Source organism: Streptomyces sp. NPDC039462 (genome assembly GCF_055639375.1).
Genome location: NZ_JBVKAO010000001.1, coordinates 2491919 through 2508015, shown reverse-complemented (window position 1 = coordinate 2508015; position 16097 = coordinate 2491919). Strand labels below are relative to the sequence as shown.

15 protein-coding genes are annotated in these 16097 nt (G+C 71.1%); 6 read left to right on the top strand and 9 right to left on the bottom strand.

Features of this window, described 5'->3' with window-relative positions; all coding sequences use genetic code 11:
- The first annotated feature begins 313 nt into the window (after positions 1-313).
- Positions 314-1141, top strand: coding sequence for an esterase/lipase family protein (locus ACZ7LU_RS10345; protein WP_471916379.1), 828 nt, complete (start codon positions 314-316; stop codon positions 1139-1141).
- 92 nt (positions 1142-1233) lie between these two features.
- Here ACZ7LU_RS10345 and ACZ7LU_RS10340 read toward each other — a convergent pair whose 3' ends face one another.
- Positions 1234-1713, bottom strand: coding sequence for a diadenosine tetraphosphate hydrolase (locus ACZ7LU_RS10340; protein ID WP_398311440.1), 480 nt, complete (start codon positions 1711-1713; stop codon positions 1234-1236).
- Positions 1714-1756: 43 nt separating this feature from the next.
- Entirely contained in the window at positions 1757-2341 is a 585-nt protein-coding gene (locus ACZ7LU_RS10335; protein WP_398311437.1) for a TetR/AcrR family transcriptional regulator, read from the bottom strand.
- A gap of 395 nt (positions 2342-2736) precedes the next feature.
- Between ACZ7LU_RS10335 and ACZ7LU_RS10330 the strand changes: the two genes are divergently transcribed.
- Positions 2737-3741, top strand: coding sequence for an ATP-binding cassette domain-containing protein (locus ACZ7LU_RS10330; protein WP_471916378.1), 1005 nt, complete (start codon positions 2737-2739; stop codon positions 3739-3741).
- A complete protein-coding gene (locus tag ACZ7LU_RS10325) occupies positions 3738-4529 on the top strand; it encodes an ABC transporter permease (RefSeq protein WP_471916377.1) in 792 nt (263 codons plus the stop codon). Before ACZ7LU_RS10330 ends, ACZ7LU_RS10325 begins: the two co-directional genes overlap by 4 nt.
- Here ACZ7LU_RS10325 and ACZ7LU_RS10320 read toward each other — a convergent pair.
- Positions 4510-7647: an ATP-binding protein gene (locus ACZ7LU_RS10320; protein ID WP_471916526.1), complete on the bottom strand. Its 3138-nt coding sequence runs from the start codon at positions 7645-7647 to the stop codon at positions 4510-4512. The genes ACZ7LU_RS10325 and ACZ7LU_RS10320 overlap by 20 nt on opposite strands.
- Positions 7648-7831: 184 nt before the next feature.
- On the opposite strand from ACZ7LU_RS10320, the gene ACZ7LU_RS10315 reads away from it, so the two are divergent.
- Positions 7832-8581 carry a dienelactone hydrolase family protein gene (locus tag ACZ7LU_RS10315; RefSeq protein WP_471916376.1) on the top strand — a complete coding sequence of 250 codons (750 nt, stop codon included), beginning with the start codon at positions 7832-7834 and terminating at the stop codon, positions 8579-8581.
- 14 nt (positions 8582-8595) lie between these two features.
- Here the strand turns inward: ACZ7LU_RS10315 and ACZ7LU_RS10310 are convergent, their stop codons facing one another.
- The 5 genes from ACZ7LU_RS10310 to sigJ form a co-directional block, all read right to left on the bottom strand.
- A complete protein-coding gene (locus ACZ7LU_RS10310; protein ID WP_468084904.1) occupies positions 8596-9123 on the bottom strand; it encodes an SRPBCC family protein in 528 nt (175 codons plus the stop codon).
- A gap of 33 nt (positions 9124-9156) precedes the next feature.
- Complete coding sequence (locus ACZ7LU_RS10305) at positions 9157-10386, bottom strand: DegT/DnrJ/EryC1/StrS family aminotransferase (protein WP_468563990.1); 1230 nt, start codon at positions 10384-10386, stop codon at positions 9157-9159.
- A gap of 2 nt (positions 10387-10388) precedes the next feature.
- Positions 10389-11495 (bottom strand): GNAT family N-acetyltransferase, encoded by a 1107-nt coding sequence (locus tag ACZ7LU_RS10300; protein ID WP_470984831.1) that lies wholly within the window; start codon positions 11493-11495, stop codon positions 10389-10391.
- Between the two features lie 161 nt (positions 11496-11656).
- Positions 11657-12841, bottom strand: coding sequence for a serine hydrolase domain-containing protein (locus tag ACZ7LU_RS10295; RefSeq protein WP_471916375.1), 1185 nt, complete (start codon positions 12839-12841; stop codon positions 11657-11659).
- An 87-nt stretch (positions 12842-12928) separates the two neighbouring features.
- The gene (gene sigJ, locus ACZ7LU_RS10290; protein WP_471916374.1) at positions 12929-13870 is read right to left on the bottom strand and encodes an RNA polymerase sigma factor SigJ; all 942 of its coding nucleotides are present in this window, start codon (positions 13868-13870) and stop codon (positions 12929-12931) included.
- Between the two features lie 171 nt (positions 13871-14041).
- On the opposite strand from sigJ, the gene ACZ7LU_RS10285 reads away from it, so the two are divergent.
- Together ACZ7LU_RS10285 and ACZ7LU_RS10280 are read left to right on the top strand one after the other, a co-directional pair.
- The gene (locus ACZ7LU_RS10285) at positions 14042-14674 is read left to right on the top strand and encodes an FMN-dependent NADH-azoreductase (RefSeq protein ID WP_471916373.1); all 633 of its coding nucleotides are present in this window, start codon (positions 14042-14044) and stop codon (positions 14672-14674) included.
- A 16-nt stretch (positions 14675-14690) separates the two neighbouring features.
- Positions 14691-15125: an ester cyclase gene (locus ACZ7LU_RS10280; protein ID WP_471916372.1), complete on the top strand. Its 435-nt coding sequence runs from the start codon at positions 14691-14693 to the stop codon at positions 15123-15125.
- Positions 15126-15147: 22 nt separating this feature from the next.
- Here the strand turns inward: ACZ7LU_RS10280 and ACZ7LU_RS10275 are convergent, their stop codons facing one another.
- A complete protein-coding gene (locus ACZ7LU_RS10275; RefSeq protein ID WP_471916371.1) occupies positions 15148-15993 on the bottom strand; it encodes a class I SAM-dependent methyltransferase in 846 nt (281 codons plus the stop codon).
- Between the last annotated feature and the right edge of the window lie 104 nt (positions 15994-16097).

The following is a 16097-nucleotide window of genomic DNA, read 5'->3' as shown; positions in this document are numbered from 1 at the left end:
ACCCGGCTCACCGGACGAGCCGCTATGACGCTAGGGCGCTGCCGAGAGCGGAAACGAGGGGAGCAGTACACATACACACCCCGGTCCATACGTGCACAGCACACTGTCCGCGCACACCCCAGCAGCGGAGGCTCGGCCCCGGTACCTGCGGTCGAGCAGGAAGTGCCCTGGCGAGCAACCGAGCGCGGAAATGGGTGGAGTGGACACACGAGCCGCACAACTATGTGTGCGCCTCCCATCAGGGTGTCGTAGGACGCGGTTCTACGGTGCTGCCGTCCACACCCCCGAGGAGCCCCTCGGCCAAGGAGGCATCATGCTGTTCCGCTCTTCATCATCCGCGCTCACGACGCCGTCCGGGGCGACACCGGCATCGGCAGGCGTACGACGGTGCTCATGGTCCCGTCGGACGCTGTCCGCCGCGATCGCGGCCGCGCTGACCACCGGCCTGTTGGGGCTGGCGTCCCAGACCTCCAGCGCCACACCCCACTCCCCCGTGGCAGCGGGAGCCGCAGCCGGTGAGCACGACCCCGTCATCATGATCCCCGGAATGACGGGGACGACGAGCTACATGAACTCGATGAAGTCCAACCTGCAGACCAACGGCTGGCCGGCGAGCAGGCTGTTCACCTGGACCGACACCAGCAGGATGACGCAGGACCTGGCCACGGCCGCGCGGGAACTCTCCGCGAAGGTCGATGAGGTCCGCAGCAGGACCGGCGCCTCCAAGGTCGTCCTGGCCACGTGGTCCGCCTCCACGCTGGCCGCCCGTTACTACATCAAGAACCTCGACGGCGCCGACAAGGTCTCCCAGTACATCGGCTTCGCCGGGCCCCAGCACGGCACCACCAACAACGGCTGTCAGTGGTACGTCTCCTGCCAGCAGTTCGCCTCCCCCAACACGCCCTTCCTCAGGGCGCTCAACTCTCCCACCGAAGTCCCCTTCAACGACAAGATCGACTACTTGACGATCAGGTCGGCCAACGACATCAACGCCGTTCCCGTCGACACCGCCGTGCTCGCCGGCGCGGACGAGAACTACCTCATGAGCGGCCCCATGGCCCCCAACCACTTCCAGATCGTCTCCAACAGCACGGCTCTGGCCAAGATGCGCTCGTTCATCACCGCGCACGAAACCGCCTGATCCGGACCACAGGACGAGGAGCGGGCCCCGCTCCAGACCGGCGCGGGGCCCGCCATGTCGCGCGGTCAGGGGCCGGGGACGCAGGAAACGCCCTAGTCCGGTTCGGCCGGTCGGTCGAGTTCGTCGGTGATCGCCGCTCGCAGCGTGTCGTGTTCGGACGTCAGCGCATACCGTTCGTCGTGCCAGTTGTCGCGGGGGTAGAGCCAGACCGGCATCCGCACCAGGTCGGCCGGTTCCCACGCGAAGCGCGGCCACACGTGCGCGTGGAGAAACCCGTCGGTGTTGCCGAGGATCTCCAGGTTCACCCTGCGGAACTCCGGGTCGAGGCGCCGGCACGCCCGCTCGACGGCCTCTCCGAGCACGTCCATGTCGGAGAGGAACGCCAGCCGTTTCGCCTTCGGGAGATCGGAGAGCCGCTCCACCCGCGGGTCGTCGACCAGGAGCACGGAGTAGCCCGGCAGGAACTGGACGTCCCCGATCGCCGCGAATCCCGCCGTCAACCGCCGCAGCACGGTGGGGTTTTCGCCACGCAGGGCACTTCCGATGCGGTCCGTACGCCAGTCACCCGTCATGACGGCAACCTATGTGATCGCGGCATCCGGCCGACCACCGCGGTCAGCGGTGGTGCGCGATCAGCATGCGCGCCATCGACTGGGCCCGGAGGGCCGCGTCGGGGTCGCCTTCGGCCGCCGAGATGATCGCGCCCTTCATCAGGATGTGCCACGACCGGGCGAACGAGTCGGCGTCGCGCAGCTCGGCCTCCTCGGCCATGCCGCGTACGAAAGAGCGGATGTTCTGCAGGTACTTGATGCAGGCCAGTCCCAGCGGGTGCTCCCAGCCCATCTCCAGCAGGACGTTGATGAACGTGCAGGCGTCGAACTCGTCGCTGCGGAACCACTCGTCGAAGACGTCGAAGATGGCAAGGAGTTGCTCTTCGGGTGTGCCCCCTCTGCTGCGGGCGCCCGCCGCGACGAGGCCCAGCGTCCACTGCCGCTCCCGGAGGGCGAGGAAGGCGAGCACGAGCTCGTTCTTCGACGGGAAGTGCCGGTAGAGAGTCGCCTTGGCGACGCCGGACCGCGCGATGACCTCCTCGACGCCGACATCGCGAACACCGCGTCGCGAGAAGAGCTCGTACGCGGTCCTCAATATCCGTTCACGAGGCGTCAGTTGGCCCGTCCCAGTCGGCGATTCACTGTCCATCACCGTCCAGAATAGCCCTGGACAGAGCACCCGCCCGCTGCCATGGTCTAGGCAGAAGCCACGAGACAGACTGGTCTTTCTGCCCCTTCTGATCCGTGGCATTCCGGCCCGACCACCACCACAGGTTCCGGTGTACGCACCGACCGGCAGGACAGCCGAACGCGGGAGAGACCGGCGCCTGCCCCCACCGGGACCCGACCGACGGATGGGGGCGCGGGTTCCCTGGCGCGCCCCTCCCGCCAGGTGAATCGCCCCCATCCGTCGGATGGGAACGCGCCCAGACGGTTCCGGCAGGTGCCGGGGGTTCCGGCAGGTTCCGGAGGTTCCGGCGAGTTCCGGTGTCCTGAAACCGGTGTGAAACCGCGCTGAACGCGGTGTGCCGCAGCCTCTGCCGCATGAGTCCTACGACGAGAACTGCCAGTCCATCCACCACGACTCGTACCGCTTCGCACTCGCTCGCCATCGCGGCGTACGGATTGCGCAAGGCGTACGGGGACAAGACCGTCCTCGACGGCATCGACCTGACCGTGCCCACCGGCAGCGTCTTCTCCCTGCTCGGCCCCAACGGCGCCGGCAAGACCACCGCCGTCAAGATCCTCTCCACCCTCATCAGAGCCGATGACGGCCGGGTCAGGATCGCCGGCCACGACGTCACCGCCGACCCGCAGGCCGTCCGCGCCACCATCGGCGTCACCGGCCAGTTCTCCGCCGTCGACGGCCTCATCACCGGCGAGGAGAACATGCTCCTCATGGCCGACCTGCACCACCTCCCCAAGCAGGAAGGACGGAGGACCGCCGCCGAGCTGCTGGAGCGCTTCGGCCTCACCGAAGCCGCCCACAAGCCTGCCGCCACCTACTCCGGCGGCATGAAGCGCCGCCTCGACATCGCCATGACCCTCGTCGGCAGCCCGCGCATCATCTTCCTCGACGAACCCACCACCGGCCTCGACCCGCGCTCCCGCCACACCATGTGGCAGATCATTCGCGGCCTCGTCGCCGACGGCGTCACCGTCTTCCTCACCACCCAATACCTCGAAGAAGCCGACCAGCTCGCCGACCGCATCGCCGTCCTGCACAACGGCACCATCGCCGCCCAAGGCAGCGCCGAGGAACTGAAGCGGCTCGTCCCGGGCGGACACGTCCGGCTCCGCTTCACCAATCCGGACGCCTACCGCACCGCCGCCCGCACCCTCGACCAAGTCACCGGCGACGACAAGGCACTGGCACTCCGGATTCCCAGCGACGGCAGCCAGCGCGCCCTGCGCGCCATCCTCGACCGCCTCGACGCAGCCGGCATCGAAGCCGACGAACTGACCGTCCACACCCCCGACCTCGACGACGTCTTCTTCGCCCTCACCGGCAACCCCGCATCCGACCAGAACCTGGAAGCCGCCCGATGACCTCCCTCTCCCTCGCCGTGCGCGACTCGTCCACGATGCTCCGCCGCAACCTCCTGCACGCCCGCCGCTACCCGTCCCTCACCCTGAACATCCTGCTGACGCCCATCGTCCTGCTCCTGCTCTTCGTCTACGTCTTCGGGGACGTGATGAGCGCCGGCATCGGTGGCGGCAGCGCCGATCGCTCGGACTACATCGCCTACCTCGTCCCGGGCATCCTGCTGATGACCATCGGTGCCACTCCGGCCGGTACCGCGGTGTCCGTCTCGATGGACATGACCGAGGGCATCATCGCCCGCTTCCGCACGATGGCGATCCACCGCGGCTCCGTGCTCATCGGGCACGTCGTCGGCAGCGTGCTCCAGACGATCCTCAGCGTGGCCCTCGTCGGCGCGGTCGCCGTGGCCATCGGCTTCCGGTCCACGGACGCCACCGTCGTGGAGTGGCTGGCGGCGTTCGGGCTGATGACGCTGGTCGCCCTGGCGTTCACCTGGATCGCGGTCGGGATGGGTATGGCCAGCCCTCACCCCGAGGCGGCCAGCAACAACGCGATGCCGCTGATGATCCTCCCGCTCATCTCCAGCGCCTTCGTGCCCGTCGACGCGATGCCAGGCTGGTTCCAGCCGATCGCCGAGTACCAGCCGTTCACCCCCGCCATCGAGACCCTGCGCGGCCTGCTGCTCGGCAGCGCGATCGGGGACAGCGGGTGGTTCGCCGTCGGCTGGTGCCTCGGCCTGGCCGGACTCGGCTACCTCTGGTCGACGTCGTTGTTCAACCGCGAACTGAAGTAGCCGGCACGAGCGCGCGGGCCGCCGCCCGCAACTCGTCCCGCCCCAGGGCGGCGTACTCCGACACCGCGTCGGTGTACGCCGCCCTGCCGGCGTCCTCGGCCGCCTGCCGGGCACGGGGCTCCGACATCGTCGGCTGGAACTCGCGCAGCACCCGCAGCCTTTCGGCCAGCGCGATCATCCGTACGGCGGAGGCGTCGCCGGACGCGATACCCGCCATGCCGAGGGCATGCAGGACCGTTCCGATCACGGGGAGGTCCATGGGCGAGCCGGACGGGTCGCCGACCAGCGTCCGCAGCAGCCGTCGCAGTCGGCCGACCGGTTCCGTGACCGGTTCGAGGCGGCCGGCGTGGGCGTGTGCCGTCACCGCCGCCGACTGGATCACCAGCGCCCACGGGTCGGTCCACGGGTCTCCGTCTCCCGGTGGGCGGGCCTCCGGCAGCCGCTCCATGGCGCGCCGCCACAGGCCGAGCCCGGCCTCCGTGTGTCCGCGGGCGAGTGCGATCTCGGCGCGTCCGCCGAGGTCGGGGCTGTAGAAGGCGTCCTGCCGCGGCGTGCGGTCGCCCTCGGCCTGCCGCAGCCAGTACTCGGCCTCGTCGGGGTCGCCGCGCTGCAGACAGGCGAGGACGAGGGCGGAGCGGATACCGATGTAGTCGTTCTCGTCACCGAGCCGCGGCAGCAGCGCGAGCGCGGCCTTGAGATATCCGTACGCGGCGTCGCCCCGCCCCGTCTTCAGGCACAGCTCACTCAGCCGGGAGTGGCACAAGAGCCGCAGGGACGGATTGTCGATCCGCTCCAGTGCGGTGTTCATCCGTCGAGCCGATGACAGCGCGCGGTCGATGTCGTGCTCGTACTCCCAGACGTACGTGGCGACGCACTCGGCGACGGCGGCGACGAGCGGCTGTTCGCTCTCGCAGAGCCGACGCAGAACTTCGTGGTGCGGAGGGAGCATGTCGGGGATCGCGCTCAGCACGACGGCGGTGGCGCGCAGCAGGGTGTCGGGCGGGGCCGGGGGCAGGCGACGCAGGATGACGAGCTGCCGTGCGACGTGCGCGCCATGGCCCGTGAACAGGCTGGGTGTGCACAACACGGCGGCGGCGCGGGTGACTTCGACGTATTCCGGTTCGGGGTGGTAGTGCGACAGCGGTGGGCCGGTCTCGGCGGCCAGGGCGGTGAGGCGAGGGAAGTTGGAGTCGGTCGACCACAGGGCGGCGAGGACGGCGGTGACGGCGGCGGTGGTGGGGCCGTCCGTACGGGACAGGGCGTGCCGCAGCGCGGCGACGAGGTTGTCCTGCTCGGCCTTGACGAGTTCCCTGGCCGCCAGGGGCGCGGGGCCGGCGAGCACGTCGTGGTACGCGACTCCGAAGTCCCGAGCCCAGGCGAGGAGCCGTCCGACGGCCGCTTCTTCCTCGCCCGCCGCCGCGCGCCGGGCCGCGCTGAACTCCCGTACGGTCTCCAGCATGCGGAACCGTACGCCGGTCGGGGTGTCGGCGACGGTGAGCAGCGACTGACCGGCCAGCTGTTCCAGCAGGGACAGCGCGTCGTCGCCGAGGACGTGTTCCGCCGCTTCGCCGGAGAAGCCGCCGGGGAAGACGGACAGGGTGCGCAGCGCCGCTCTGGCCGGCTCCGCGAGGAGGTGCCAGCTCCACTCCACGACCGCGTGCAGCGTGCGGTGGCGCTCGGGCACGTCCCGGGCGGCGCCGCGGAGGAGTGCGAACCGGTCGCCGAGGCGGCGGGCGATCTGGGGCACGGAGAGGACGCGTACGCGCGCGGCGGCCAGTTCCACGGCGAGCGGCAGTCCGTCGAGGTGGCGGCAGAGCTCGGTGACCTCGTCCATCGGCAGGTCCACGCCGGGCCGGGCGGCTCTGGCGCGTTGGGTGAACAGCTCGACGCAGGTGTCGAGTCCGAGCTCCGGCAGGGTGTAGAGCGCCTCCGACGTGAGGTCGAGCGGGGACCGGCTGGTGGCGAGCACCCGCAGGTTCCCGGCGGACGAGAGCAGGGTTTGTACGAGGTGTGCGGCGCCCCGCACGACGTGTTCGCAGTTGTCGAGGACCAGCAGCGCGGGCTCCGTGCCGAGCACGGCGCGGATGGCGGAGACCGGGTCGGTCGTGGCGTGGCCGCCGATGGCGCCGTACCGGCCCTCTCCCGCGCCGAGCGCGGTGGCGACCTCCGCGGCCACGTCCTCGTCCGCGGTGACCCCGGCCAGCGGCACGACCTGCACCACTCGCTGTTCGGCCCGGCGGCCGACGGCGTGTGCGAGCCGGGTCTTGCCGAGGCCGCCGGGGCCGATGACGGTGACGGCACGGGAGTCGCGCAGCAGCCGCCGGACGGCCGCGATGTCCTCGTCGCGGCCGAGGAGCTGGTTCGGCTCGTGCGGCACGCTGCGCCTGGTCGCGGGCGTCTCGCCGTGGAGGAGTTCCCGCTGCACGGCCTTGAGCCGGGCGCCCGGGTCCGTGCCGAGTGCGTCGCGCAGCTCGCGGCGGTACGTCTCGTACCGCATCAGCGCGGCGGCCGGGCCCGCCGTCGTGGCCTCGGCGCGCAGCAGTTCGGCGAGCACCTCCTCGTCGCGCGGATGCGCGGCGGCGACGACGGCCAGCGGTTCTGCCGCCTCCGCGTGCCGTCCGAGGCGGGCGAGCGCGAGTGCCCGTGCGCGTACGAGCGTGCCGTGCGTGGGAGCGCGTTCGGCGCGCAGCGCGGCGACGGGATCGTCCGTGCCGTCGGCCCCGTCCGGGGTGCCCTCCCACAGCGCGAGCCCGGCCTCGGCCGCCGCGAGCGATCCCGCGTGGTCCCCGGCCCTGGCCCGCTCCGTGCTCGCGGCCGCGTGCAGCAGCAGGGCGGAACTGTCGATCCGGTCCTCGGCGAGGCCGAGCCGGTATCCGGTCGGCGTGCTCACGACGACATCGGCGCCCAGCTGTGCCCGCGCCCTGGACACGAGGACCTGCAGCGCCTTGCCCGGCCGCTCGGGCAGCGCGTCCGGCCAGAGCCCCGCCACGAGCCGCTCGACGCCGCAGCCCGTACGCGGCTCGGCGGCGAGCAGCGCGAGGAGGGCGCGGAGCCGGGGCGCGGTGACCTCCCGCCCGCGGTGGGCGACACGCGGCAGCAGCGTCAGGTCGATGGGCACCCGGGCAGGGTCGATGGTCACCCCGGCAGATTAGCCAACGGCGGATTGGCCGACCCCCACCGCGCACCCCGGTGGCGACCTCGTGACGGTGCAGCGCATACCGTGCCGTACAACCGGGTTGATCTTTGGTTGACCAGCCCCGCTACGGGCTGTGCCCCGCGCAACGGCCCAAGGAAGGAACGACTTGCCCGACAAGACAGTGCAGATCGCCACCGCGGACGGCCTGGCCGACGCGTTCGTCGCCGTTCCCGACCAGGGTGAGCGGCATCCGGGAGTGCTGCTGTATCCGGACGCCTTCGGTCTGCGGCCCGAGTTGGAGAACAAGGCCCGCGAGCTGGCCGGGCACGGGTACTACGTGCTCGTCCCCAACCTCTACTACCGGCACGGCCCCGCGCCGGTGCTCGACCTGCCCGAGCACATCGGGGAAGAAGCACGGCCCGCGGTCTTCGCCCAGGCGATGCCGCTGGTCGAGGCGCACACCACCGAGCGCGTGCTGCGGGACGCCGACGCCTACCTGACGTTTCTGAACGACCAGCCCGAGGTCGGTGCCGGGCCGGTGGGCGTGATCGGCTACTGCTTGGGCGCCGCCCTGGCGATGCGCACCGCGACGGCCCACCCGGACCTGGTGGCCGCCGTCGCCGGATTCCACCCCGGCTTCCTGGTGACCGACGCGGCCGACAGCCCCCACCGCCTCATCCACAAGCTGACGGCCGAGGTCCACATCGGCCTCGCCGAGGGCGACTTGACGCCCGAGGCGATCGGCGAGCTCAACCGGGCCATGGATGCCGCGGGGGTCGGGTACAGCACCGAGATCTACCCCGATACCGTCCACGGCTTCACCATGTCCGACACCGACGCCTTCAGCGCCGCCGCGCTGCAGCGCCACTGGGACCGGCTGCTGCCCCTGCTCGACCGCACCCTGGCCCGCCGCTGAGGGTCAGCTGAGCCTCAGCGGTCCCGCACGCCCTCCAGTTCCTTCTTGAGGTTGTGCAGGGTCCTGTCGATGTTCCGCACCTGGAACGCGGCGAAGGTGTGGCCCCCCGTGGCGATCCGGTCGAAGACGTTCGCCACGGGGTCCGGCCACGAGCGCCGGTCGTCCGTCCAGGTCTCGGTCACCCGGGTCGCCGCCGCTCCCGCCACCTCGGCGTCCGCTTCCTCGAAGCGGTACTCCCAGGTGGCGATGGGTGCGCGCAGGCGAGGGCGCTTCAGGCCGATCGCGTGGACCCGGAAGGCGAAGCGGCTGCCCGGGTCCGCTGCGGTCACCGTGCAGCGGGTGGTCCAGCGGACCGCTCCGCGCTTGTTGTGCCCGTCGAAGACCAGGCCCACCCGGGCCGGTTCGTCCGGGCCCGGCACGGTCGCGCCGAGGTTCTCCGGACTCCAGCGGCCCATCCGCGCGGGCCGGCTGAGCTGCTCGTACACCGCCGTCGGCGGCGCCTGGACCACGATGCTGCGGGACACGGTGAACGTGCGGGCCATGGGGAATGCTCCGTTCCTCGGCGGCCCTTGACCTTACCCGCCAGTAGGTCGGGCGGGAAGCGGCCGCTCCTCGCGGTCGCCGGAAGGCGGTCGCGCCGGGGTCGCCCGCTCCCTCGACAGCGCCCTGTTGATCTGCTGGGCGAGCAGCGGGTCCGCCGGGAGCGCGTGCGCGGCGAACCAGCGGGCGGCCGACGGGTCGGGGGACGGTTCGACGAACTCCGCGCCCGCGTAGTCGTCGAGCGGCGGGTCGTAGATGTATCCGGTGACCACGCCGTGCCGGACCAGGCGGTCCACCAGGATGTCGCGGTCCTGGACCAGGAGCGGCACACGGAAGAGCGGCGGAGGCCCGCCGTCCGCGGTTCGGTCGCGGAGTGCCGGGGACGCCCAGGTGGTCCGCGCGAGCAGCGACGCACCCACGCCGCGCCGGGCGAGGTCGTCGTCGAGGCGGGCCATGCGCGCCCTCAACTGGGCGCGGACCAGGGCCCCGTGGCGGGACCGGTAGCCGTGCAGGTCGACACGGACCCACGGTTCGTACGCGGTGAGGCTCGGTGCCTCGGAGGCGCAGCGGGCGAGGCGGGGCGCATGGAGGTCCATGCGGAAGGTGTCGCGCTCCAGCATCCCGAGGCGCCGCATGGTGCGCCACACGGGGCGGACCAAGTGGAGGCCGCGGACGGCTGAACGCGCGAGCGGGCGCAGGGTGGTGGACAGGTCGGTGCGGAGGCTGCTCGGCACCAGGAGTTCGTCGCGCAGTTCTTCCAGTCTTCGGCGGGTGCGCTCGTCCTCGACGGCGAGGAAGCCGCCGGCCATCGCCGCCACGTGCTTGGAGAGGCTGAACGCCGCGGCCTTCCCGAACGTCCCGATCGGGCGCCCGGCCACGCGGGTGCCGATCGCGTGGGCGGCGTCCTCGAACAGCGGGATGCCCAACTGGTCGCAGCGGCGGCGCAGTTCGACGACGCGGTCGGGCATGCCGTACAGGTTCGTGGTGAGGACGGCGTCCACGTTCCGCCAGGTCTCCTCCGGGACGGCGGCGGGGTCGATGTTGCCGTCCCGGGCGGAGACGGGCGCCTGCACCGGGCGCAGTCCGGCCGCGAGGACGACGAAGAGGATCACGTCGTCGTTGACCGGCGACATCAGCACGCGCGCGCCGGGCCGGCACCAGTGCCGCAGCGCGAGGTAGAGCGCGAGCCGTGCCGATGGTGTGTAGACGCAGGGGCGTCCCAGTCGGCGCGCCATCGCCGTGGCGAGCCCCGATCCGTACGACATGCTCAGCCTCCGTTGCCTTGGTCGCCCCCTCGGCGCGACGTGCGCAGCGTGCCGGCGGTCTTCAGCAGCCGGTCGGCCGGTTCCCGCAGGCGGGGGTGGGCCAGAACCGTGTTGCGCAGGCCGCGTACGGGTCTGCGCCACAGCCGGTGCGCCGTCGCCACCGGGTGGGGGCGGGTCGCGAATCCTTCAGCCACGCGTAGTTCGCGGGTCTTCAGCCAGTCCTTGTACTCCTTGTCTCCCCGGCCCATGTCCATGATCCGCACGTCGGCCCGGCCCGCGGCCTCGGCCATCCGCAGGTGCATCAGCAGGCCGGGCGAGTAGTAGCCGAACTCGGGGTCGTACGCGGTGAACCAGGCGGCGAACACGGTGCGCGACGTCGGCCCGAAGTGCGCGGCCACCGGCCGGTCGCCCGCGTACACCACCGACAGCACACCGGTGAAGTGCTTTTCGCGGATCTGGAAGAGGTCGTCGACCAGATCGACGATCCACTGCTTCGCGAACCGGTCCATGCGGCCCGTCCTGCGGTACTGGGCGGACTTCCAACGCATGAGTGTGCGCAGCATCCCGGGGTCGCGCTCGTCGTGGACGAACCGCATCTCGCCGATGTCGCGGCTCAGGCGGCGTTCCTTCTTCAGTGTCGTCTTGACCAGGCCGGGGTAGGCGCCGCGCAACCACTTCGCGTAGCTGTCGGCGTCGGCCTTGAGATCGAGCACGGGTGACGCGAACGTGCCCGTGACGTACTCGGCGAAGGGCGTCTGGCCCTCGACGAGGTGGTCGAACTCGAAGACGGAGAGGTGGCAGGCCCGCAGCAGTTCGCGGGTGTCCCAGGTGACGCCGGGGCGGTGCACGAGGGCCTGGCAGTCGGAGAGGCCGAGCCCGATGGCCCGGCCCACCCCTAAGGAGTTGCGCTCGTACGGGAAGAAGCCGACGGGCTCGCCCTGCTCGCGCAGGACCGCCACCCAGGCGCCGCCGCGGTGCCTGGCGACGCCCATCGCGAACTCCGGTGCGAGGAAGGGGTTGCCGAAGTGCGGCGACTCGTCCATGGCCCGGTGCCAGGCGCCCTGCAGCGAGGCGCTCAGCCCGTCGAGACCATGGATCGATATGTCCATCTCAGGCGGACCGTCCTTCGATGGAAGTCATGGCCGGCCGCTCCCCCGTTCCCCGTCCCCTGGGCCTGCGAGGCTCAAAGGTCGCGAACCCGTACGCAGGTGTCAAGGGTGCCGACCGCCATGGGTACCGACTCGCGCCGGGGCCGGGGCCGGGCCGCCGGTCACGCGCAGTACTCGGCTTCCATGACCCTCTGCATGGACCCCTCGTCCCAGTCGCCGTTGTAGCTGAAGGAGAGCTGGTGCCGGCCGTCCGAGGTACTGACGGCCAGAGACAGCCAGCCCACCATGCCTCCGCCGTGGCCCCAGAGAGTCGTGCCGCAGCTCGTCTTGAAGCGGGTGATGCCGAGCCCGTAGGCCATGTCGGGGGCGTTGGGGGTCGTGACGGTGGTCCGCATCGCCTTGAGCTGCTTCGGAGGCAGGAGCTTGCCGCGCAGCAGGGCGTTGTAGAAGCGGTTCAGGTCGCCGGTGGTGGAGATGATGTCGCCGTCCGCCCAGCCCTGTGAGCCGTTCATCTCGGTGATGTCGTCGATCCGGCCGGGGTCCGAGGGGAAGAGCTTGGAGTAGCCGCGGCTGCTGGGCCGGGGCAGGCGGATGCTGTTGCCGGGGTTGGTGGTGGCCTTCAGCCCCAGCGGCTCGATGATGCGGTCGTGGACCTCCGCCTCGTACGTCCTGCCGCCGACCGCCTCGATGATCAGCCCGGCGAGGACGTAGTTGGTGTTCGAGTACGAGTGCTTGGCGCCGGGCTCGAACAACGGCTTGTGCGCCAGGGCCACGCCCACGTGCTTCTCGGGCGGCAGGGTGTCGTAGCGGTGCTTGAGATAGCCGTCGCCGCGCATGTACTTCTCGACGTACTTCTCGTCGGCGAGGTAGTCGAACAGACCGCTGGTGTGGTTGAGGAGCTGCCGGACGGTGATCTTGCGGCCGTCGTTCCCGTTGCCGCGGATCAGGCCGGGGAGGTGGCGGTCCACGGTGTCGTCGAGATCGAGCTCGCCCTCCGCCTCCAGTTGGAGGAGGACGGTCGCCACGAACGTCTTGGTGATGCTGCCGACGCGGAACCGGTCGTTCTTGCCGCGCGGGGCGCCCGTGGTGCGGTCCCCGACGCCCGACGTCGACGCCCAGACTCCGTGGCGGTCGCGTGCCTGTGCCGTGATGCCGGGGGTGTGGCCCGCCCGCACGGCGGCGTCCATCGCGCGCTGGGTGGCCCGGTGGCCCTGCGCCGTGGGAGCCGTGTCCGGTGCATCCGGCCTCTCCGGGACCGCCTGCGCCGGGGCGACGAAGGCCGTGGCGGCCATCGCGGCCGCCACGAGACCCACCACGCCGAACTTCGAGCTCTTCCGTAACACCATTCCGCACTCCTCGCTCTCGCCCGCGGGGCCTCCGTCGCCCCTCGTGCGGCAAGACCGCGAACGGCCGTCGGAGGTTGAGGGACGGACTCAGCCCGTCGTCCAGCCGCGGAGCTTCTCGGGGTTGCGTACCACCAAGATCTGCTTGATCTTCCGGTCCACGACCTCGAAGGCGAACACCGTCACGACGACGCCGTCCTGTTCGGCCACCACACCGGGCTGACCGTTGACCGTACGTTCCAGGAACGTCATGTCGTCGGGCCTGCGGCGGGCGATCTCGACCCAGGCGCGCGCAACCTGCTCGCCGCCTTCGATGGGGTCCAGGAACGTGGTGGCGAGGCCGCCTCCGTCGCCGATCGCCGTGGCGTCGGGGTCGAGGAGGCCGAGCAGGGCGTCTATGTCCTTGGCCTCCCACGCCTGTTTGAAGTCTCTGACAATGCCGGCGCGCTCGGCCGGCAGGGTCGCGGAAGGCTGCGTGGCGCGGGTGCGGCGCCGGGCCGAAGAGGCCAGCTGGCGGCATGCCGCCGGTGTGCGGCCGACGATCTCGGCCACTTCCGCGAAGGAGTAGCGGAAGACGTCGTGCAGGATGAACGCGACGCGCTCGGCCGGCGTCATCGAATCGAGCACCACCAGGAACGCCAGGTTGACCGATTCGTCCAGGGTCACCCGGTCGGCCGGGTCGACGGCCCCACCGCCCGGCCGCCCGCTGATCCACTCCGTGGGCTCGGGCAGCGGCTCGGGGAGCCATTCGCCGACGTAGGTCTCCCGCCGGGCCCTTGCCGAGCCGAGCACATTGAGGCAGATACGGCTGGCGACCGTCGTCAGCCAGGCGCCGGGGGAATCAATGGCGTCCTGCTGCTGCCGGGACATGGCGTACCAGCGGGTGTAGGTCTCCTGCACGGCGTCCTCGGCTTCGGCGAGGGAGCCCAGCAGCCGGTAGGCGAGATTGATCAGGTGGCGCCGCTCGCCCATGAGCGCGTCGAGTCCTGGTTCCGGTCTGCGCAGTCCCGGCGCGGGCGGCGGGGTGGTCATCGTGACGGCTCCCTCGGTCGTGTCTGCCTTCACCCTCACCGACAAGACAGCGTGCCGGAAAGTGAGGCCGGTGCGTCGCCTCACATTCGGTGGGGCCGGGTTGTCGAAGTGCCGAGACGAACTCGCCGGCCGGTCCGCCGGATCGGCACGGCAGCACCCCAGGGAGACACCATGAGCCTGTTCCGGCTTGACGCCAGCATCCTTCCCGGCACTTCGGCCAGTGCCGAACTGGCCGACATCGTGGAAGCGGAGTGGACCGCGGCCCACCCGCACGAGCCGGTGGTGCGCCGCCATCTGGGCACCGATCCACTGCCCGCCGACGCGTGGGCTCAGGCCCACATCGGCGCTTTGACGCCCGAACCCGACCGCACGCCCGCCCAGCGCGACGCTCGCCTGCTCGCCGAATCGCTCGTCGCGGAGCTGACGGCCGCCGATGCGGTGGTACTGGCCGTGCCGCTGTACAACTTCGGTGTCTCCCAGCACTTCAAGACCTGGGCCGACCTGGTCATCGCCGGGGCCCCCGTGGGCAGCCCGCTGCTCAAGGACAAGCCGACGGTCCTGGCCACCGTGCGAGGCGGCGGCTACGCCGACGGCACCCCACGCGAGGGCTGGGACCACTCCACCCCGTACCTCAGGCGCGTCCTCGCCGACATGTGGCAGGCCGACCTCACCGTCGTCGAACGGGAACTCACCCTCGCCGCCACCTCCCCCGGCATGGAGCATCTCAGGGACCTCGCCGCGGACCTGCACACGGAAGCCCTCGTGGCGGCTGGTGAAGCCGGCCGCGCAACCGCAACCAAATGAAGCGAGGAGAAGCGACATGCCGATGCGCCAGACAGCACGCAACAAAGCGGCGTTCAACCGTTTGCACGAGGCCCAGAGCAGCGGTGACTTGGAGCTCTTCTGGAAGGCGGTCGACGAGGTCGTCGCCCCGGACGTGCTGATCCGCACACCGTTGCCGGTCGACGCGACGGGAGCCGAAGCGCTCAAGCAGGTGGGCGCCATACTTTTCCGCGCCTTTCCCGACCTGCACATCGAGGTCGAGGACGTCATCGCGGAGGGCGACAAGCTCGTCTTCAGGAACACCATCACCGGAACGCACCGGGGCGCGTACATGGGCGTCCCGCCGACCGGCAAATCCATCACCTACAAAGAGATCATGATCGTCCGGTTCGTCGACGGCCGCATCGCTGAGACCTGGGGGCTCGTCGACGTCCTGGCACAGATGAAACAACTCGGCCTGATCCGGACGTGAGCGACAGACGGTTGATCAGGCGTCACCACGCCGTGTCGTTCCACCAGATGAAGACCTCTGTGCTCGGGCCCGGTTCGGAGAACCGGGCCGACGCGGAGGCCTGCCGCAGCAGTCGGCGCAGGTCCGCCTCGAAGCGGTCGAGTTCCGTCCCGAACAGGTGCGGCGCCGAGCTGGACAGCGAGAACACCCCCGCGACGACGTCGTCGGCCGAGCGTTCCAGGGCCGGTCCGCCCGGGACGACAAGGCGCTGGGGCCCGGAGAAGCCCGCTCGGGCGAACACCGCCGCCTCGCCGCCGGGGGTGCCCCTCGGCAGCACTCCGCGGCCTGCCCGGCGGACCGGACCCAAGTAGCGCTTGACCAGTTCGTCCATGGCGGCGTGGGGCGGTGGCGGGTACGGGAGCCCCGCGACGGTGCGCGGCTCCGACTTCAGGTCGGAGATGTGCACCAGGGCGCCGCCGGGGCGCAGCATGCGCTTGACGGTCGCGGCCACCGGGTCGCGGTCCATCCAGTGGAAGGACTGGGCGAAGGTCGCGACGGTGAAGGTGCCGAGCCCCGCGGGCAGGTCCTCGGCGCGGGCCCGCACCCAGCGCGTCCGCCCGGCCACTCCCCTAGCGGCAGCGGCGCGGCCGGCTTCGGCGAGCATGTCGCCGTCGGGGTCCACGCCGACGACTTCGCCGAACAGCGGGGCCAGGGTCAGCGCGACGGTTCCCGGCCCGCAGCCCACGTCGATGAGGCGCCCTCGCCCGTCGAGTTCCAGGGCGTCTGCCAAGGCGTCCGCCAGTCCGGGCGCGTAGGGGAGCCGTCCGCGCGCATAGTGTGCGGCGGCTCCCGCGAACAACGTCTCGTCCCACTCCCAGTCGGCCGCCATGCCCGCTCGCCACCTCTCGTACCACCGGCTACCGGTCCGCTCCTGCGCGAAAGGTACGCGACCGTGAGCGGTAATCTGGATCTTTTCCCCCCAGAGGAGTTGCA